Origin of the sequence: Terrabacter terrigena (genome assembly GCF_042676085.1) — a bacterium.
GTDB lineage: Bacteria > Actinomycetota > Actinomycetes > Actinomycetales > Dermatophilaceae > Terrabacter > Terrabacter terrigena.
Genome location: NZ_JBHTKH010000007.1, coordinates 17,618 through 34,404, shown reverse-complemented (window position 1 = coordinate 34,404; position 16,787 = coordinate 17,618). Strand labels below are relative to the sequence as shown.

The 16,787-nt window shown below is 70.4% G+C and carries 23 protein-coding genes; 22 read left to right on the top strand and 1 reads right to left on the bottom strand.

The genetic code is table 11. From position 1 onward, the window contains the following. Nucleotides 1-33 precede the first annotated feature (33 nt). From ACFQ2V_RS12020 to ACFQ2V_RS11930, 19 genes are all read left to right on the top strand, one after another. Complete coding sequence (locus tag ACFQ2V_RS12020; protein ID WP_386052936.1) at nucleotides 34-1,041, top strand: hypothetical protein; 1,008 nt, start codon at nucleotides 34-36, stop codon at nucleotides 1,039-1,041. Continuing rightward, nucleotides 1,038-1,691 (top strand): hypothetical protein, encoded by a 654-nt coding sequence (locus ACFQ2V_RS12015; RefSeq protein WP_386052935.1) that lies wholly within the window; start codon nucleotides 1,038-1,040, stop codon nucleotides 1,689-1,691. The genes ACFQ2V_RS12020 and ACFQ2V_RS12015 overlap by 4 nt, the downstream gene beginning before the upstream one ends. Further along, nucleotides 1,688-2,191: a hypothetical protein gene (locus tag ACFQ2V_RS12010; RefSeq protein ID WP_386052934.1), complete on the top strand. Its 504-nt coding sequence runs from the start codon at nucleotides 1,688-1,690 to the stop codon at nucleotides 2,189-2,191. The genes ACFQ2V_RS12015 and ACFQ2V_RS12010 overlap by 4 nt, the downstream gene beginning before the upstream one ends. 76 nt (nucleotides 2,192-2,267) lie before the next feature. Continuing rightward, on the top strand, nucleotides 2,268-3,044 hold the full coding sequence (locus ACFQ2V_RS12005; protein ID WP_386052933.1) for a hypothetical protein: 777 nt from the start codon (nucleotides 2,268-2,270) through the stop codon (nucleotides 3,042-3,044). Beyond that, entirely contained in the window at nucleotides 3,041-3,274 is a 234-nt protein-coding gene (locus tag ACFQ2V_RS12000; RefSeq protein ID WP_386052932.1) for a MerR family transcriptional regulator, read from the top strand. Before ACFQ2V_RS12005 ends, ACFQ2V_RS12000 begins: the two co-directional genes overlap by 4 nt. Before the next feature lie 224 nt (nucleotides 3,275-3,498). Further along, nucleotides 3,499-3,801, top strand: coding sequence for a hypothetical protein (locus tag ACFQ2V_RS11995; protein ID WP_386052931.1), 303 nt, complete (start codon nucleotides 3,499-3,501; stop codon nucleotides 3,799-3,801). A 150-nt stretch (nucleotides 3,802-3,951) separates the two neighbouring features. Beyond that, nucleotides 3,952-4,392 (top strand): terminase small subunit, encoded by a 441-nt coding sequence (locus ACFQ2V_RS11990; RefSeq protein ID WP_386052930.1) that lies wholly within the window; start codon nucleotides 3,952-3,954, stop codon nucleotides 4,390-4,392. Continuing rightward, on the top strand, nucleotides 4,349-6,010 hold the full coding sequence (locus ACFQ2V_RS11985; RefSeq protein WP_386052929.1) for a hypothetical protein: 1,662 nt from the start codon (nucleotides 4,349-4,351) through the stop codon (nucleotides 6,008-6,010). The genes ACFQ2V_RS11990 and ACFQ2V_RS11985 overlap by 44 nt, the downstream gene beginning before the upstream one ends. A 10-nt stretch (nucleotides 6,011-6,020) precedes the next feature. Continuing rightward, a complete protein-coding gene (locus ACFQ2V_RS11980) occupies nucleotides 6,021-7,955 on the top strand; it encodes a phage portal protein (protein WP_386052928.1) in 1,935 nt (644 codons plus the stop codon). Nucleotides 7,956-7,970: 15 nt separating this feature from the next. Next, nucleotides 7,971-8,789, top strand: a complete 819-nt coding sequence (locus ACFQ2V_RS11975) for an HK97 family phage prohead protease (RefSeq protein ID WP_386052927.1) — start codon at nucleotides 7,971-7,973, stop codon at nucleotides 8,787-8,789. Beyond that, a complete protein-coding gene (locus tag ACFQ2V_RS11970) occupies nucleotides 8,786-10,009 on the top strand; it encodes a phage major capsid protein (protein ID WP_386052926.1) in 1,224 nt (407 codons plus the stop codon). Before ACFQ2V_RS11975 ends, ACFQ2V_RS11970 begins: the two co-directional genes overlap by 4 nt. A gap of 77 nt (nucleotides 10,010-10,086) precedes the next feature. Beyond that, nucleotides 10,087-10,290 (top strand): hypothetical protein, encoded by a 204-nt coding sequence (locus ACFQ2V_RS11965; protein ID WP_386052925.1) that lies wholly within the window; start codon nucleotides 10,087-10,089, stop codon nucleotides 10,288-10,290. Between the two features lie 3 nt (nucleotides 10,291-10,293). Next, a complete protein-coding gene (locus ACFQ2V_RS11960) occupies nucleotides 10,294-10,788 on the top strand; it encodes a hypothetical protein (protein WP_386052924.1) in 495 nt (164 codons plus the stop codon). Next, entirely contained in the window at nucleotides 10,785-11,117 is a 333-nt protein-coding gene (locus tag ACFQ2V_RS11955; RefSeq protein ID WP_386052923.1) for a hypothetical protein, read from the top strand. The genes ACFQ2V_RS11960 and ACFQ2V_RS11955 overlap by 4 nt, the downstream gene beginning before the upstream one ends. Continuing rightward, complete coding sequence (locus ACFQ2V_RS11950) at nucleotides 11,117-11,377, top strand: hypothetical protein (protein ID WP_386052922.1); 261 nt, start codon at nucleotides 11,117-11,119, stop codon at nucleotides 11,375-11,377. Before ACFQ2V_RS11955 ends, ACFQ2V_RS11950 begins: the two co-directional genes overlap by 1 nt. Then, a complete protein-coding gene (locus ACFQ2V_RS11945) occupies nucleotides 11,377-11,778 on the top strand; it encodes a hypothetical protein (protein ID WP_386052921.1) in 402 nt (133 codons plus the stop codon). Before ACFQ2V_RS11950 ends, ACFQ2V_RS11945 begins: the two co-directional genes overlap by 1 nt. Next, nucleotides 11,775-11,999 (top strand): hypothetical protein, encoded by a 225-nt coding sequence (locus ACFQ2V_RS11940; protein WP_386052920.1) that lies wholly within the window; start codon nucleotides 11,775-11,777, stop codon nucleotides 11,997-11,999. Before ACFQ2V_RS11945 ends, ACFQ2V_RS11940 begins: the two co-directional genes overlap by 4 nt. A 5-nt stretch (nucleotides 12,000-12,004) precedes the next feature. Then, entirely contained in the window at nucleotides 12,005-12,553 is a 549-nt protein-coding gene (locus ACFQ2V_RS11935) for a phage tail tube protein (RefSeq protein ID WP_386052919.1), read from the top strand. 86 nt (nucleotides 12,554-12,639) lie between these two features. Continuing rightward, nucleotides 12,640-12,984, top strand: coding sequence for a hypothetical protein (locus tag ACFQ2V_RS11930; RefSeq protein WP_386052918.1), 345 nt, complete (start codon nucleotides 12,640-12,642; stop codon nucleotides 12,982-12,984). 74 nt (nucleotides 12,985-13,058) lie between these two features. Here ACFQ2V_RS11930 and ACFQ2V_RS11925 read toward each other — a convergent pair whose 3' ends face one another. After that, entirely contained in the window at nucleotides 13,059-13,346 is a 288-nt protein-coding gene (locus ACFQ2V_RS11925; RefSeq protein ID WP_386052917.1) for a hypothetical protein, read from the bottom strand. An 18-nt stretch (nucleotides 13,347-13,364) separates the two neighbouring features. On the opposite strand from ACFQ2V_RS11925, the gene ACFQ2V_RS11920 reads away from it, so the two are divergent. The 3 genes from ACFQ2V_RS11920 to ACFQ2V_RS11910 are packed head-to-tail and all read left to right on the top strand — an operon-like array spanning nucleotide 13,365 to nucleotide 16,781. Next, complete coding sequence (locus tag ACFQ2V_RS11920; RefSeq protein WP_386052916.1) at nucleotides 13,365-15,587, top strand: hypothetical protein; 2,223 nt, start codon at nucleotides 13,365-13,367, stop codon at nucleotides 15,585-15,587. Beyond that, entirely contained in the window at nucleotides 15,587-16,369 is a 783-nt protein-coding gene (locus ACFQ2V_RS11915) for a hypothetical protein (protein WP_386052915.1), read from the top strand. The genes ACFQ2V_RS11920 and ACFQ2V_RS11915 overlap by 1 nt, the downstream gene beginning before the upstream one ends. A gap of 19 nt (nucleotides 16,370-16,388) precedes the next feature. Next, nucleotides 16,389-16,781, top strand: a complete 393-nt coding sequence (locus tag ACFQ2V_RS11910; RefSeq protein WP_386052914.1) for a hypothetical protein — start codon at nucleotides 16,389-16,391, stop codon at nucleotides 16,779-16,781. Nucleotides 16,782-16,787: the final 6 nt, after the last annotated feature.

Genomic DNA, 16,787 nt, shown 5'->3' with positions numbered 1-16,787 from the left:
ACGCCCCTCACCACTCAAAGGAGACCACCCCGCATGCCTTGGATGAAGTCCGGCGACACCGCAGCGTCCTACCCCGCGCTGCTGGCCGTCGACGAACTCCCCACCGCGGAGGACTGGTCCGTCAACGAGGTCGCCGGCTTCGTCTACCGCCTCGGCCTCCACAGCGCCGCCCACATGACCGACTACCTCATCGGCTACGGCGACGTGAAGCTCATGTCCCCCACCCGGTTCGAGCTCCTCGTCGAGCAGGCCTGCTCCACCGGCCTCATGCGCCTCGTCTCCGGCGAAGGCCGCGGCCGCCGCTGGCAGATCGTCGAGGACGACGAGTTCATGCACATCCGCAAGAAGGCCGCCGTCCAGTGGGACCGCCAACGCGACAGCGACCGCCGCAACAAGGACCTCACCATGCCGGTCCGGCTCCGCGACGGCGACGCCTGCCGCTACTGCAACCAGGTCGTCTCCTGGTCCGACCACCGCTCCGGCCGCGCCGGCACCTACGACCACCGCGAGCCCGGCCAGGCCGCCACCGTCGAGACCTACGTCGTCGCCTGCAAGCAGTGCAACAGCGCCCGCCTCAACGACGAGCACGCCGACACCAAGCACCCGCTCTTGCCCGTCCCCACCGTCCCGTACTACACCGCCAAGACCCGCTCCGTCCTTGAGGCCTACTTCGGCCCCGAGAAGGTCGCCGCCCGCCTCGGCGAGCCCACGGACCCCGCACGCGCCCCTCAGGCCGCTGTGCGACCCGAACAGGCCCCCGCCGGCACGACGACACCAAGCGCTCGCCGAGAGGCTCGCAGCGCCGCGCAGGACGCCTCCGGGCGCCCCGCCACGGAACCGGGATCCGGCACGGACCCGGGATCGGACCCGGACCGGACTCCCGTTACGAGGTCTGGCGACCGGGTCGGGTCGGGTCGGGTCGGGCCGGGGCAGGTCAGGTCTGGTCGGGAAGGGACTGGTCGTGACGGGAGCCCGTCTCGCTCAAGGTCTCGTCGTCGTGGTCGTCGTGGGAAACCGCCTCAGCCTCGGGAGGGCACATGACCACCCTCAAGACGCTGGTGCCTGGTGAGGTCTCCCGAATGTTGGTGGAGGCTGCAGCTGACCGCGGGGTCACCGTCAACGAGCTCCGGGACAAGCAGATCCGTGCCCTGCTCGTCGACGCGATCGGCGACCGGCGGGTCACGTCGACGAGCTGGTCCCAGGCCGAGAAGGGCCTCGACTGGATCACCCGGCAGCGCTCCGGCGTCCGCGACTCGTGCAAGGCCTGCGGCGCCCCGGTCCAGTGGGTCGAGTCCGTGAAGAACGACAAGGCCATGCCGATCGACCCGCTCCCACACCCGAACGGAAACCTGCGTCTCGAGCGCCGCGGTCGAGGGATCCTCGCTCACGTCGTCCCCAAGTCAGCGCCGCGACCCGAGCGGGCCTACCGCACGCACTTCGCGACCTGCCCGTCCGCCGGCCAGATGCGCCGCCGCGGCCACCTCCAGCTCGTCGCCGGCCGTCCCGCGAAGGCCGGCCCCGACGGGCGCCGCTTCCCCGACTCCACCGTCCGGTGCCCGGCCGACGGCGCGCCCGTCGCCCAGGTCCTCGTCGACGCCGGCATACGGCGCCACCTCGGCTGCGGCCTCACCCCCGAGGAAGAGCAGCTCCTCGAGCAGATGCACTCACTCCACCAGGAAGGCTCACCATGAGCGACACCTCGCCCTGCACCCCGACCGACTTCTGGGCCGACGACGTCGCCGCCGGCCAGCGCCGCGCGACCGGCGCACCCGCGATCATCGCGTTCGCCGAGCAGCACGACATCCCGCTGCTGCCCTGGCAGAAGAGGACGCTCATGCGCCTGTTCCCCGACATCTGGACCGAGGTGCACGCCGAGCGCGAGCGGGCGCACGCGAAGCACGGCAACAAGTCGATGGAGTCGGCACCGTGGACGGCCGAGCGCCGGCTGCGCATCCTCCTCGAGGAGGTCGGCGAGGTCGCCAAGGAGCTCAACGACGCTGAGGTCGAAGAGCGATCCGTCGACGCCGGACGGCTACGTCGCGAGCTGATCCAGGTGGCAGCCATGGCCGGTGCTTGGGCAGACGCGTGCCCGCCGGACGAACCGACGTCCAAAGAGGGCTGGAACCTCAACGAGTACGCCATCCGCCGCGAGGTCACGCCCTGGGACCGGCACGTCGCCGGCGACGCCTGATGCCGGACTGCCGACGAGCCATCGGCCTCCGGTGCGACATCTGCCCGCTCTACCGCTGCCGACGAGAGGAGACCGCGTGAACGACCAGGCCGTCTGCCCGGGCGACTGCAACCGTGCGTGGCGCAAGGCGCAGGCTTTCTCCGATGAGCGCGACCAGCTGCTCGCCGCTCAGAAGGAGCGGAACCTGACGTCGATCGAGCAGGGCCGGCTGCTGCGCCTCTCGATCGAGCCGATGCTCGGCGACCCGGTGTGGTGCACCGACTGCCTCGACGCGATCAAGGGTGCGGTCCGCCGGCTGCCGGACCTCGCGGCGTGGCTGTGGGACCGCGGGCACGCCGGCGCCGGCATCGACCTCGGCCGGCTCTCGACCGTGCGCGCCGAGCGAGGCTCGTCGACGAAGGGCTCACCGTCCCTGTCGCCGTCGTGGGATGCCTGCGACGAGATCGTCACCTGGGCGGCCGCCGTCGAGGACAAGGTGCGGGCCCGGCTCGGCATCGAGGCCCGCGACGGAGACTGGTGGAACGGCACGAGCGAGCATCGCGCGACCGTGCTGTCGACCTCGGTGTGGTGGATCCTCGCCCGCCCGGTGACGTGGTCGCTGCCCGAGGCCGAGCGGTGGGGCCTCGAGGTCCAGCGCCTGGCGAAGCGGGCGGAGAAACTCTCCGGCCGCGACGAGCTGGTGCACCACCTCGGCGCATGCCCGCACTGCGACCGGCGCGCGCTCATCCGCATCGACGGCGAGGACGTCGTGCACTGCGAGCGATGCCGCCGGCGCTGGACCGAGGACGAGTACCAGTGGCTCGTGCGCGTGGCCGTCGCGGCCGCCAAGGACCAGAAGACGGCCAAGGCATGACACCTCTCGATGTAGGCGCCGTCGCCCTGGTCACCGTCGACGAGGCAGCTGCACGTCTCGGCGTCCCCGCGGCGACGATCAGGCAGTGGAAGCGCCGCTACAAGGTGCGCTCGACGAAGGTGGACGGCCGGCTACTGCTGGCGCTCGCCGACCTGTGGGACGTCGAGCACAACACGCGGAAGAACCCGCGCGGCCGTGCTCGACACAACGGTGCCGATTTGTCACAATGAGTGTCAGCGGAAGAACTGTCTCCGCGATCAGGCCCGAACCGCCCAGCGGCTCGGGCCTTCCTCATTCCACGCGTCGGTCGGGTGCTTGTGGAGGGCGCTCGACCGGCGCGATGGCCTCGCCGGTCGGCCCGTTGCGGTACGTGGACCGGCACCAGCCCCGCATGGGGCTCACGCCAGGAGACGGACGCGCCACACCGGCGACGACTTCGGGAGGCGCCGAGCTCATGCCCAAGCACTCCGGTCGTTCGGGCCGGCCGTGGAAGCGGCTCAAGTCCGAGGTGTATGCGCGGCGCTCGCCGTGCTGCCGGTGTGGCCAGGCCATCGACTACTCGCTCCCGTACCTCAGCGCGACGACGGGCACACCTGACCCCGAGTCGAAGAGCGTCGACCACTTCCCTTATCCGCTCTCGACCCATCCGCACCTCGCCGAGGACCCAGCGAACCTCGCTGCTGCCCATTTGAGGTGCAATCAGTCGGCACAGACGCGCCACGAGCCGCAGCTCGGGACGAGATCGCGCGACTGGTGAGGGTAGGGGGTCGCGATCGCTGGCCGTCGACCGACGGACCAGTTCGCCGGTAGTGGTCCGTCCCTCCCCCGTCTCTCCCTCCCCTTAGCGTGCGGGCGGCTCGTGATCGCCAACACGGTTGGGCTGCAAGCGAATTGGTGGTGACCGTCCATGCCCGTGATCGAACGGCAGTGCGACCAGTGCCACGCCACCTACCCGGCGAAGCGGGCGACCTCGCGGTTCTGCTCGGCGGCCTGCCGCGCAGCGCACCGACGGAACCCCTCGAGTGTCGACGTGGTCACCGACGAGCAGGGCAAGGCCGAGCCGGTCACCCCCGGCACCGTCGTCGAGCAGGTCGAGACGGCGCTCGCCGCCGTTGAGGGCCGCCTCGGTGACCAGGACGCGGCCGCGGTCGCGGTGCTGCGGCTGCTGGCCCGGCGGATGGATCAGTTCACCGAGACCCTCATCGTCGACAAGGACACGCCGGCGCTGTTCCTGCGCTACTGCGAGGCGCTCGGCCTGACGCCCTCGAGCCGATCGAAGCTGCCGGAGTCGAAGGAGCCGACGCGTGGCAAGCTTGCGAGCGTCAGCAACATCCCGCGCCCGGCGTAGCACCAAGCGGGCCGCGCCCCGCAAGGTCCGGCCCAAGGTCTACGGCTGCGAGACACCGCGGATCTACACCCCGCCGCTGCGCAAGCTCACGCCCCAGACCTCGCTGGGCTTCGCCGTCATCGAGTTCGCGCGCGAGCTGCTCGGCATGGAACTCCTGCCGTGGCAGAAGTGGCTGCTCATCCACATGCTCGAGCTGCTGCCGGACAACACGCCGCGGTTCCGCAACGTCGTCGTCCTGGTCGCCCGGCAGAACGGCAAGTCGACCCTCTCGCAGGTCCTCGCCCTGTGGTTCATGTACGTCTACGGCTTCAAGCTCGTGCTCGGCACCGCGCAGGACCTCGACACCGCTGAGGAGGTGTGGGAGGGCGCGGTCAACCTCGTCACCGAGACGGACGACGAGACCGACGAGTACGTCCGCCCAGAGCTCGCCGCGCTCGTGGACAAGGTCGTGCAGGTGAACGGCAAGAAGAGCCTGAACCTCACGACGAAGAAGCGCTACAAGGTGAAGGCCGCCAACCGCCGCGCCGGCCGCGGCCTCTCCGGCGACTTCATCCTGCTCGACGAGCTGCGCGAGCACCAGACGTGGGACGCCTGGGGCGCGATCACCAAGACCACGATGGCCCGCGCAATCGCCATCGTGCTCGCCCTGTCCAACGCCGGCGACGCCACCTCGGTCGTGCTGCGCTACCTGCGCAAGCTCGCGCACGCCGAGCTCGGCGACCCGGACGGCATCAACGCAGCCGACGATCCCGAGTCGCTCCTGCCGGACGAGGAAGACCTCGACGACCCGGACCTCGACCTCGAGGACCTCGAGATCGACGACGACAGCCTCGGCTTCTTCGAGTGGTCCGCCCCGCCCGGGTGCGACATCAACGACCGCGCCGGCTGGGCTCAGGCCAACCCCTCGCTCGGCTACACGATCACCGAGCGCACGATCGCCTCGGCCGCCCGCACCGACCCCGAGTGGATCTTCCGCACCGAGGTCCTCTGCCAGTGGTCCGACGGGACCCTCGAGGGGCCCTTCCCTCCGGGCTCGTGGGACGACAGCCGCGTCAAGGCCAAGACCGAGGACGAGATCCCCCAGATCGTCGGCAAGGTCAAGGCCGGCATCGCGCTCTCCCGGGACCGGACGATGTGCTCGATCGCCTTCGCCGGCACGAACGACCGCGGCCGCCCCCAGATCGAGCTCGTCGCCCGCCGCGCCGGGATTGACTGGGTCAAGGCGTGGCTGCAGGAGGACAAGCGCGTCGACCTCATCGAGGAGATCACGGGCCAGGGCAAGGGCGCCCCCGAGTCACAGCTCCTCGAGGATCTGCTCCTCGCCGGCATGCCGGTAACGAAGTGGGAAGGGTCGGCGCTCGCCGAGGGCACCGGCCGCTTCTACGACGCCGTCCGCGACGGGGAGTTCGACCACCTACCCCAGCCCCCGCTCGACATCGCCGCCGCCACCGCGGTTCCCAAGATGCTCGGCGCCGGCGCCTTCCTCTGGGACGACGCCAAGTCCACCACCGACATCGCCCCGCTGCGCGCGGCAAACGGCGCGCACTGGCTCCTGACCCGACCGACCGAGAAACCCGCCGAGAGCGCCTACGAGGCGCGTGGCGTCCTGACGATCTGAGAGGGGTGGCATGGGCTTCTGGGACAGCATCCTGCGTCGCGACCAGGTGGCCGTGTTCTCCCCGCGCGTCGAGTACATCGGCGGCAACGAGGAGCTGGCCGACCACTACGGCATCGCGTCGTCCTTCGACCACGCCACACCGGCCTCGCTGTGGCGCACGCAGCCGCACCTGCGCACCGTCGTGTCGTTCCTGGCCCGCAACGTCGCCCAGCTCGGCCTCCAGTTCTTCGAGCGCGTCGACGAGACTGACCGCCGCCGCGACCGCACCTCGCTCGTCGCTCGCACGCTCGCCTTCCCTGACGGGACGATGACCGGCTACGACCTGATCTACGCGCTGGTCGGTGATGTCTGCCTCTACGACCGCGCGTTCTGGTTCGTCGCAGAGTCGACCGCGACGCCGACCGGCTGGATGATCCGGCGCCTGCCCCCGTCGTGGGTCTCGGTGGAGGAGTCCGACCTGTTCACGGTCAAGAAGTGGCGGATCTCCCAGGGCAACCAGTCGATCGTCGTCGACGCGTCGCAGATCCTCGCCTTCACCGGCTACTCGCCCACCGACCCCAAGAAGGGGTCGCCCACGATCGAGTCGCTGCGCACCACGCTGCAGGAGCAGGTCGAGGCGTCGAAGTACCGCGCCCAGGTATGGAAGCGCGGCGGCCGCGTCTCGTCCGTGCTGCAGCGCCCGGCCAACGCCCCGAAGTGGAGCGACCCTGCGCGCGAAGCCTTCCGCGAGGACTGGTACGCCAAGTACACCGGGCGCGGCCCGAAGGCCGGCGGCACGCCGATCCTCGAGGACGGCATGACCCTGCAGCGCGTCGACTTCAACGCCCAGGAGCAGCAGTTCGTCGAGGCGGCCAAGCTCTCCCTCGTCACCGTGGCATCGGCCTTCCACGTCAACCCGACGATGATCGGCCAGAACGACGGCGCCAACTACAGCAACGTCCGCGAGTTCCGGCGCATGCTGTACGGCGACACGCTCGGGCCGCTGCTGGCGCAGATCGAGGCGCGCGTCAACACCTTCCTGCTGCCCATGCTCGGCGTCGACGCGGAGCGCTTCTACGGCGAGTTCAACATCGCCGAGAAGCTGCAGGGCTCGTTCGAGGAGCAGGCCGCCGCGATGCAGTCGGCGACGGGCGCGCCGTGGATGCTGCGTAGCGAGGCCCGGGCGCGGATGAACCTCCCGGCCGTCCCCGGCGCGGACGAGCTCGTGGTGCCCCTCAACGTCCTCTCCGGCGGCCAGGCATCCCCGACGGACTCCGGCTCGCAGAACCGCAACGCGGGCAAGGCACCGGCGCTCAAGGGCCGAGCACCGGCCACCTACGTCACGAAGCACGAGCAGGTCCTGCAGGCGTTCTTCAAGCGCCAGGCCGCGGCTGTCCGGTCGCGTCTCGGCGCGAAGGCCGACGACGACTGGTGGGACGAGGAGCGCTGGGACGGCGAGCTCGCCTCGGACCTCTACAAACTGGCGGTCGCGACATCGCAGCAGGTCGCCGCGGCAACGCTCAAGCGCCTCGGCGTCTCGCCCGACGAGTACGACGTCGACCGCACGCTCGCGTTCCTCGACGCAGTCTCCAAGTCGCGCGCCGCGAACATCAACGCCACGACCCGCAAGCAGATCGAAGCGGCCCTCGAGGACGACGACCCGATGGACGCCGTCTCCGGCGTGTTCGACGTCGCGAAGTCCTCACGCTCGACGCAGATCGCGATCACCGCTGTGACCGCCTGCTCGGGGTTCGCCTCGAGCGAGGCCGCGAAGCAGGTCGCGGGCGACGCTGCGACGAAGACGTGGATCGCCGGCGCGAACGCACGCCCGTCTCACGCATCCATGTCGGGCGAGACGGTGCCGCTCTCCGAGAACTTCTCCAACGGGCTCGCGTGGCCCGGGGACGCCGGCGACGCCGACGAGGTCGCCGGATGCAACTGCGAGCTGGAGATCAACATCCCCTAGCCCCGAGGAGGGCACATGAAGGTCAAGGACACCGCGCTCACCGCGCGGCAGGTCAAGGCCGGCCCGGATGACGGGCTGACCGAGGGCGAGTTCACCGCCTACGCAAGCGTCTTCGGCAACGAGGACTCCTACGGCGACATCGTCGTCCAGGGCGCCTTCGCTGCCGACCTCGCGCGCTGGAAGGAGTCCGGCCAGAACATCCCGCTCCTGTTCGGCCACAACATGGCCGACCCCGACTTCAACATCGGCCACGTCGTCGAGGCCGTCGAGGACGACTACGGCCTCAAGGTCCGGGCCCAGCTGGACCTCGAGAACGCCAAGGCCGCGCAGGTCTACCGGATGATCAAGGGCCGCCGCGTCAACCAGATGTCGTTCGCCTACGACGTCATCGACGGCGGCGCCGTCACCCAGGACGAGAAGAGCGTCTACGAGCTGCGCCAGCTCAAGCTCTACGAGGTCTCGGTCGTCACGATCGGCGCCAACCAGGAGACCGAGATCCTCGCGGTCAAGTCCGCCACCGACGCACTCATGGCCAAGGCCGGGCGCGTCCTGTCGGCGAAGAACGAAACCGCACTCCGCTCGGCCCACGAGCAGCTCGTCGGCGCGGCCGACGAGATCAAGAACGTCCTCTCCGCGATCGACGCGGGAGGCGACGACCAGGAGAAGGCCAGCGGCGAGCCCACGGCCAAGTCCGGCACAGGCGACGAGGAGCCCGACGGGGCCAAGTCGACCGAGCCCGACGAGGAGCCCAAGGCTGGTCCGTCCGTCGCTCTGCTGGCGGCAGAAGCACACATCTACGCGCTCACGGGAGCGCAGGAAGGGGTTCGACCGTGAACCTCAAGCAGATGCGCGCCGCCGCGCTGAAGGCGGCGCAGGACCTCATCGAGGGAGCCAAGGCCGCGGCCCGCGACCTCACCAAGGACGAGCAGGCCCAGGTCGAGGCCAAGTTCGCCGAGATCCGCGAGCTCGACGAGCGGATCAAGGCGGCCGAGGGCTCCGACGCGCTCATGGCGCAGCTGGCCGGTCTCGGCGGCGGCCAGGCCGACGACGAGAAGGACGGCGACGAGGTCTCCGCCAAGAGCCTCGGCGAGTTCTTCGCCAAGTCGATCGGTCAGGAGGGACTCACGCGACTCAAGGGCGTGCGCGGCACGTCGCTGTCGACGGCCGAGTTCAAGGCCAACACCGACCCGCAGCTCACGCCCTCGGCGTTCGGGCCCGTCCTCACGCAGGTCGACCGGACCGTCGTGCCGGCCTTCCGCCGCGCGACGGTCTCCGACCTGCTCGGCGTCGGCAACATCGGCGCCGGCAGCAACGCGATCACCTACTTCGTCGAGGGCGCGGCCGAGGGCAACTTCGCCACCGTCGCCGAGGGCGGGCAGAAGCCGCAGCTGCACATCGCAGACCCGGTCGCCAAGACCGACGCGGCCAAGAAGATCGCCGGCTGGTGGGACACCGCCGACGAGATGATCGAGGACCTCGACTTCTGGGTGTCCGAGATCAACAACCGCGGCCTGTACCTGCTCTCGCTCGTCGAGGAGTCCCAGGTCCTCAACGGTGACGGCACCGGGTCCAACGTCCTCGGCCTGCTCAACCGCTCGGGCATCCAGACCGAGACGCAGGCGGCCACGGGCGATTCCGCCCAGGACGCGATCTTCCGCGCGATGACGAAGGTCCAGACCGCCACCGGTCTGCAGGCCGACGCCATCATCATCAACCCGGCCGACTACCAGGCCCTGCGCCTGAGCAAGGACGGCAACGGCCAGTACTACGGCGGCGGCTTCTTCTCGGGCCTCTACGGCGTCGGCGGCGTGGAGTTCCAGCCGCCGGTGTGGGGCCTCAAGACGGTCGTCTCTGCGGCCGTCGCCCCGAAGACGGTCGTGGTCGGCGCGCTCAAGGCCTCGACCACGCTGTACCGCAAGGGCGGCGTCCGGGTCGAGTCCACCAACAGCGACGCCTCGAAGTTCACCAAGGACATCGTGACGACCCGCATCGAGGAGCGCATCGCGCTCGCCAACCGGATCCCGGCGGCCACCGTCAAGGTGACGCTGGTCTGACCCACCAGGAGGGGGCCACCAACCCGGGCGGCCCCCTCCACCCCCCCCGCTCCACAACCACCACGGAAGGAGTCGGCATGGCCGACAAGCGCAAGGAGTACGCCGTCGACATCAACGGCATCGAGCACTCGATGCTCCTCGAGCCCGAGGACGCCGAGGCGCTCTACGGCGAGAACGCCAAGGAGGTCAAGGCGACCCGGTCCCGCAAGGCCGCGACCGCCTCGAACACCGAGGGTGCTGCTGCCAACAAGGCCGGCGACGCCGAGAACAAGGGCGCCTGACCCGTGGCCGACGTGCTGCCCGCCCTCGCCGACACCCCCGACGGTGTCGACGCTGACGCCTGGACGGCGGCGTGCGCCGCGGTCCGTGCGTACTGCGGGTGGCACGTCGCCCCGTCCTTCACCGAGTCCGTCACTCTCGACGGACCCGGCACCGGCGTCCTGCTCCTGCCGACGCTCCACCTGACGGCGCTCGCCGACGTCACCAACGACGGCGCCGCAGTCAGCGACCCGGAGTGGTCACAGGCCGGAATGGTCCGCGGCAGCTGGACCGGGCGGTACCGCGGCATCACCGCCACGATGACCCACGGCTACGAGACGTGCCCCGGCGAGATCCTCGGCGTGCTCCGCGAGGCAGCCTCGCGAGGCATCACCGGATCCGCCGTGTCCCAGGTCGGGCAGGTCCGCATGGGCGGCGTCGACGGCGTCCCCGGTGCCGCCTCGTTCATGCTCGAGCAGCAGGCCGTCCTCGACCGCTACGTGCTGCCGGTGCGCTCGTGAACCTCGGCGCCCAGACCATCACGCGCAAGCGGTCCACCGGCACCGCCACCGCCGGCCACGGCAACACGGTGCCCGACTGGACCGAGCCCGACGCGAAGCCGATCCCCGGCTGCTCGGTGCAGCCCGGCGGCGGCAGCGAGTTCGCCGACCGCCGCGAGGCGATCACCACGCTCTACACCGTCTGGGCGCCCATCTCCGCGGACGTGCTCGACTCGGACCGCGTCGAGTTCGCGGGCACCGACTACGAGATCGACGGCGCCATCGAGCGCTGGGAGGTCGGCACCCCGCTCGACCACCTGGTCATCCGCCTCAAGAACGTGGCCGGCTGATGCCTCGCCGCGCCCGCATCGAGCTCGACCGCGCCGGCGTCCGCGCCGCCGCGCTCACCTCGCAGGGCGTGAGGGACGAGCTGCGCGCCCGGGCCGAGCGGATGGCCGCCGCGGCCTCGGCCGCCAGCGGCGACGAGGTCGTCGTCAACGAGGGCGGCGTCAACCGCGCCCGCTTCTACGTCACCCGCCTCGGCACCGGCGCCCGCGGCGAGGCCAACGACCGCGCGCTCGGCACGGCGATCGACTCCGGGAGGTCCTGATGTCCCCGATCGTCACGCAGGCCGACGCGCTGCAGGTCATGGCCGACTTCCTCAGCCAGGCGGTCCCGGCCGTCGACGAGCCCGCCGGCTTCACGTTCGCCGGCAGCGACATCCCGTCGGGCACGACGCCAGCGATGAAGGTGTACTGCCGCCACATCGGCGGCGTCGGCGAGGGCCGCACCCACGACCGGCCCCGCGTCGACGTCCTCGTCTGGGCCGACGGCACAGTCCGCACCCAGGCCACCGCGCTGCGCATGGCCCGGATCCTGCACGGCCGCGCACGCGCCGCCCTGCGCACCCGCGACGTCGCCTCGCCCGTCCTGCTCCCCGACCCCGCCAACCCGGCCAAGCGGTTGGCGTTGTTCACCCTCGAGCTGCTCACCAAGGGAGTGCAGTCATGAAGAAGAAGGTCACCCTGGCCTACCCGTACTCCGAGCTGCGGAGCGACGGCAAGGTCAAGAAGCACCACGACGCCGACACGACGGTCACCCTCGACCGCGCCGAGGCGAACCGCCTGCTGCACGAGGGCCTCGCCCGCGTGCCCGACGACGCCGACGAGCCGTCCGGCTCCGAGGACCACAGCGACGCCGGCAGTGGCGACGCCGACCCGAACGGAGCCTGACCACCATGTCCAAGGACCTCGCCAACATCCTGGGCGGCGGCGGCGACGACTCCGCCGTCTGGACCGCACCGAAGGGCACCACCGGCCCGACGACCCTCGCCGCCCCGAGCGCGCCCCACGCGGAGCTCGGCTGGCTCTCCGAGGACGGCATCTCGTTCTCCCGCTCGGAGGACCGTCAGGTCTTCCGTGGCCACCAGGGCGGCAAGATCGTCAAGCGCCGCACGTCGAGCGTGGACGACACCTTCAAGTTCCAGTGCCTCGAGACGACCGCCATCACCCTCGGCCTGCTCTACAAGGGCCAGACGCCGACCATCGCCGCCGGCGTGGCCACGATCCACGTCACAAACCAGACGATCAACGACGAGCGCGCCTGGGTCCTCGACGAGCACCTCGACGACGGCTCGACCATCCGCTACGTCATCCCCTCCGGCACCGCCGAGACCACGGCCGACGTCGTGTGGAAGACCGACGAGATGACGGTCTACGAGTTCACCGTCGGCGTCAACGGCGACTACTTCGTCATCACCGACGCCCCCGGCGTCGTCGGCTCCTGACCGGAGCCACCTGAACCCAGCGCCCCCGGTTCGCAGGCACCGGGGGCGCTGGCCTGCCTGCAGCCTGCAAGGAAGAGAGCACCACCATGCCGGAGATCCCCGAGGGCGCCATCGTCCCCCAGGACCGCAAGAAGAAGGCACCCAAGAAGAGCAAGGCGCAGAAGGCCGAGGCACTCGGCGACTCGCTCACCGTCAGCTACAACGGCGCCGACTACACGATCGAGCGCGACGTCGTCGACGACGTCGAGTTCTTCGAGCTCATCGGCGAGATGCAGGAGAAGTCCTACCTGCTGCCCAAGGTCGTCCAGATGCTCCTGGGCCCCAAGCAGTACAAGGCCTTCAAGGACGCCAACCGCGGCGAGAACGGCCGCGTCTCGATCGACCACCTCGGCGACTTCTTCAAGGCCGCCGACGCCGTCGCGGGAAACTGACCGGCCTCGCCCTGCTCCTGCGCGAGCACGGCGAGGCGCTCGAGGCCGACCTGCAACGCTTCTTCGACACGGACCTACTCGACCTCTGGCGCCGCCGGATCACACCGCGCAAGGTCGCACTCTTCGCCCGGCACCTCCCGCCCGGAGCTGCCGTCCATCTCGCGCTCGGCACGTCGGCCGCCTGGACGCCGGGCGAGCACCTGCAGGCGCTCGCCATCGACGTCGGGCAGATCGCCAACTGGCAGCGCGGCGGCGGCAAGGGCGACAAGCCGAAGCGCATCCCCCACCCCGGCGAGGACCTCCAGAAGGAGCGCCGGACCGGGCTCATCGCCGCGCGCGCACGCGCGTTCCAGAGACGACACCGCAAGGAGGCCTGACCGATGTCCGAGGGCACCAACGTCGGCACCGCCTACCTCGAGGTCATCCCCTCGGCTCAGGGCTTCGCCGGCCGCCTCCAGTCGCAGCTCGGCGGCGAGATGGAGACGGCCGGCAAGTCCTCGGGCAAGATCTTCGGCAACGGCTTCGGCTCCTCGCTCAAGGGCGCCGTCACCGGAGTCATCGCCACCCTCGGCATCGCCGAGCTCGCCGGCAAGGCGATGTCGTTCGCGAAGGACTCCGTCGCCGAGGCGCGCGAGTCGCAGAAGGTCGGCGCGCTCACCGAGTCGATCATCCGCTCGACCGGCGGCGCCGCGAAGATCACCGCCGGCCAGGTCGGAGACCTCGCCACCGCGATCAGCAACAAGACCGGCGTCGACGACGAGGCGATCCAGTCCGGCGCCAACATGCTCCTCACGTTCAAGAACGTGAAGAACGAGGTCGGCAAGGGCGCCAACATCTTCGACCGCGCCACCGCGGCCGCGGCCGACCTGTCCGCGGCCGGGTTCGGCGACATGGCCGGCCAGAGCAAGATGCTCGGAAAGGCGCTCAACGACCCGATCAAGGGCATCTCCGCACTCGGCCGCTCGGGCGTCACGTTCTCCGAGGCGCAGAAGAAGCAGATCAAGACGCTCGTCGAGCACGGCAAGACCCTCGACGCGCAGAGGATCATCCTCAAGGAGGTCGAGTCCCAGGTCGGCGGCGCGGCCGCCGCGTCGGCCACCGCCGGCGAGAAGCTGTCCACCGCGTGGGGCAACTTCAAGGAGGGCATCGGCACCACCGCCCTGCCGCTCATCGACAAGCTCGCGACGTGGACCCAGAGCAAGGTCCTGCCCGCGCTCCAAGGCGTCATCGACATCCTGTTCAAGGGCGACTTCACCAAGGGCTTCAGCCAGGCATTCCACATCGAGGAGGACTCCGCGGTCGTCGGGTTCCTGTTCGGGATCCGCGACGCGTTCACCTCGCTCGTCGGCGGCGTCAAGGCGTTCAGCGCCGCGTGGAAGGCCAACGACGGCGACGTCACCTCGAGCGGGTTCGCCGGCTTCATGGAGCGAGCAGCCAACGCCGGCCGCAAGGTCTTCGACTACCTGCGCGATGTCCTGCCCAAGGTCGGCGCCGCAGCCTCCCCCGTGCTCGACGCGTTCAAGGGCGCCCTCGGCAAGGTGTTCGACGCCGCCAAGTCCCTCGGCCCACCCATCGGTGAGATCGCCACCCAGCTGTACGGCGCCTACCAGAACATCGGGATCTCCACCTGGGACCTGTTCAAGGCCGCGCTCGAGGCCCTGCCCGGCATCATCGAGAGCCTCGCCGGCGCCCTCAAGGTCGCGGCCAAGTGGATGAGCGAGCACACCACCCTCGTCGGAGCGCTCGTCACCGGCCTCGGCACGGCGCTCGCGGTCTTCAAGATCTACAAGATCACGATGACGGTCATCACCGGTTACACCAAGGCCTACGCCGCGGCGCAGCTCTTCCTCAACGGCGTGCTCACCGCGAACCCCATCGGCATCGTCGTGGTGGCGATCGCCGCGCTCGCAGCCGGCCTCATCTACGCCTACCAGAACAGCGAGACGTTCCGCTCCTACGTGAGCACCGCGTTCAGCATGGTGAAGATCGGCGCGCTCACCCTCGCGAAGGTGGCCGTGACGGCCTTCCAGTTCCTCGCCAACGTGTGGCTCACCGTCGTCGGCGGCCTCCTCGACGGGGCCGCGAAGGCGTTCGGCTGGGTGCCCGGCATCGGCCCGAAGCTCCAGGGCGCCGCGGACCAGTTCAACACCTTCAAGGACAAGGCCAACGAGAAGCTCGACCAGATCAAGGACGACCTGCAGGTCAACATCGACACGGAGCAGGCCAACCTCGCGATCGAGGCGCTGCACCGCGAGTTCCTCGACAAGGGCTGGACCGTCACAGCCGAGGTCAACACCCGCATGGTCTACGGCGGCAACGGCCAGCTGGTGCCCGCCCCGCGCGCGACCGGCGGCCCGGTGTCACCCAGTGGCGTCTACGCCGTCGGCGACAACCCCGACGGCTCGTGGAACCGCACCACCGAGCTGTTCGTGCCCGACACCGCCGGCCACATCTACAACCAGTCCCAGCTCGGCGGAGCCCTCGGCCAGGTCACGCTCAGCCGCAAGAGCGTCCTCGACATCGCCGAGGCGGTCTCCCGCGGACCGGCCCCCCGCATGGGCATCCGCCAGCTCGACACCGCGCTCGCAGGAAGTAGGGACTGATGCTCGCTCTCGGCGACCACGTCCAGGTCGACCTCGGAGACGTCGTCACGAGCACGCTCGAGCCGACCGCCGACGGCGCAGAGTGGTTCGTGCACCGCATCGACGGCTGGGCCGCCGCCAGCCAGCGCGACACCCGCTTCGACCCGACCAGCGGCCCGGGCACCCTGCGGCCGCGCGCCATCTACGGCGGGCGCTCGCTCGAGGTACACGGCCTCGTCGAGGCACCCACCCGCACCGCGGCCTGGGACGCCTACTACCGGTGCACGGGCGCCCTGCCCGGCATCCAGGGCGCGATGGACCTCGTCGTCCACGAGGAGCCAGTCAAGCGGCTGCGCGTCGTGCAGGACGGCCCGCCCGAGGTCGGCGAGCCGGTCAACGGCGCGTTCGAGTTCACCCTCAAGCTCCTGGCCGAGTACCCCTTCAAGCGCGAGCTGGCAGCGGTCACGATCCCGGTCCTCGCCGGCGCGACGGTCGAGCACACAGCCGCGGGCAAAGCCCCGGCGGAGATCGAGGTCACCCTGACCAGTGCCGGCTCGGTCGACCTGACGATCGGGCAACTGCGCCTGCGCGCAAGCTCGCTCCCCTCGGGCGCGGTCCTGACCTCCGGGCCCGGGTTCGCCCGACCGAAGCGCACGATCCGCTCCGCGCTGCCGGCGAACTCGAACCTGTTCAGCCACATCGTGCAGCCGATGCAGTGGCCGGCGATCGCCCCGGGCGACAACACGATCCACCAGGCAGGCACCGCCGGCCTGTCGATCCGCTACTTCCCGACCTACCCCTGACACCGCCGTAGGAGGCGCAATGGCTTCTGGACCGTCTGTCCCCACCGGGTGCGACATCCTCGACATGGTCCTCACGGGCGGCGTCGACGTGCACTTCTGGACGATCGCACCCGACTTCACCGGCGTCGGCGGCACCGAGGTGGTCGGCTACACGCCGCCGACCGTCGTCTTCAACCCGGCCGAGGCCGCGACCGGCGGGCAGATCGCGAAGGCCACCAACGCGGCTGCGTTCGTCGTCGTCGAGATGCCGGTCGCGTCCGATGCGGTCGCCGCGATCAGCCTGCACGACCCGGCCACCGACGAGCTCAAGTGGCTGCACGACTCCCCCACGTTCCCCGCGGCGTGGGCGGTCGGCGAGTCTCCCCTGTTCGACGCCGGCGACTTCGCCGTCGCTCTCGTGCCCGCGTCCTGATCCGCT

Coding starts and splice junctions, on each gene's coding strand:
- ACFQ2V_RS12020 (WP_386052936.1), top strand. CDS start 34: ATGCCTTGGATGAAGTCCGGCGACACCGCAGCGTCCTACCCCGCGCTG.
- ACFQ2V_RS12015 (WP_386052935.1), top strand. CDS start 1,038: ATGACCACCCTCAAGACGCTGGTGCCTGGTGAGGTCTCCCGAATGTTG.
- ACFQ2V_RS12010 (WP_386052934.1), top strand. CDS start 1,688: ATGAGCGACACCTCGCCCTGCACCCCGACCGACTTCTGGGCCGACGAC.
- ACFQ2V_RS12000 (WP_386052932.1), top strand. CDS start 3,041: ATGACACCTCTCGATGTAGGCGCCGTCGCCCTGGTCACCGTCGACGAG.
- ACFQ2V_RS11995 (WP_386052931.1), top strand. CDS start 3,499: ATGCCCAAGCACTCCGGTCGTTCGGGCCGGCCGTGGAAGCGGCTCAAG.
- ACFQ2V_RS11990 (WP_386052930.1), top strand. CDS start 3,952: ATGCCCGTGATCGAACGGCAGTGCGACCAGTGCCACGCCACCTACCCG.
- ACFQ2V_RS11980 (WP_386052928.1), top strand. CDS start 6,021: ATGGGCTTCTGGGACAGCATCCTGCGTCGCGACCAGGTGGCCGTGTTC.
- ACFQ2V_RS11975 (WP_386052927.1), top strand. CDS start 7,971: ATGAAGGTCAAGGACACCGCGCTCACCGCGCGGCAGGTCAAGGCCGGC.
- ACFQ2V_RS11965 (WP_386052925.1), top strand. CDS start 10,087: ATGGCCGACAAGCGCAAGGAGTACGCCGTCGACATCAACGGCATCGAG.
- ACFQ2V_RS11950 (WP_386052922.1), top strand. CDS start 11,117: ATGCCTCGCCGCGCCCGCATCGAGCTCGACCGCGCCGGCGTCCGCGCC.
- ACFQ2V_RS11945 (WP_386052921.1), top strand. CDS start 11,377: ATGTCCCCGATCGTCACGCAGGCCGACGCGCTGCAGGTCATGGCCGAC.
- ACFQ2V_RS11940 (WP_386052920.1), top strand. CDS start 11,775: ATGAAGAAGAAGGTCACCCTGGCCTACCCGTACTCCGAGCTGCGGAGC.
- ACFQ2V_RS11935 (WP_386052919.1), top strand. CDS start 12,005: ATGTCCAAGGACCTCGCCAACATCCTGGGCGGCGGCGGCGACGACTCC.
- ACFQ2V_RS11930 (WP_386052918.1), top strand. CDS start 12,640: ATGCCGGAGATCCCCGAGGGCGCCATCGTCCCCCAGGACCGCAAGAAG.
- ACFQ2V_RS11920 (WP_386052916.1), top strand. CDS start 13,365: ATGTCCGAGGGCACCAACGTCGGCACCGCCTACCTCGAGGTCATCCCC.
- ACFQ2V_RS11915 (WP_386052915.1), top strand. CDS start 15,587: ATGCTCGCTCTCGGCGACCACGTCCAGGTCGACCTCGGAGACGTCGTC.
- ACFQ2V_RS11910 (WP_386052914.1), top strand. CDS start 16,389: ATGGCTTCTGGACCGTCTGTCCCCACCGGGTGCGACATCCTCGACATG.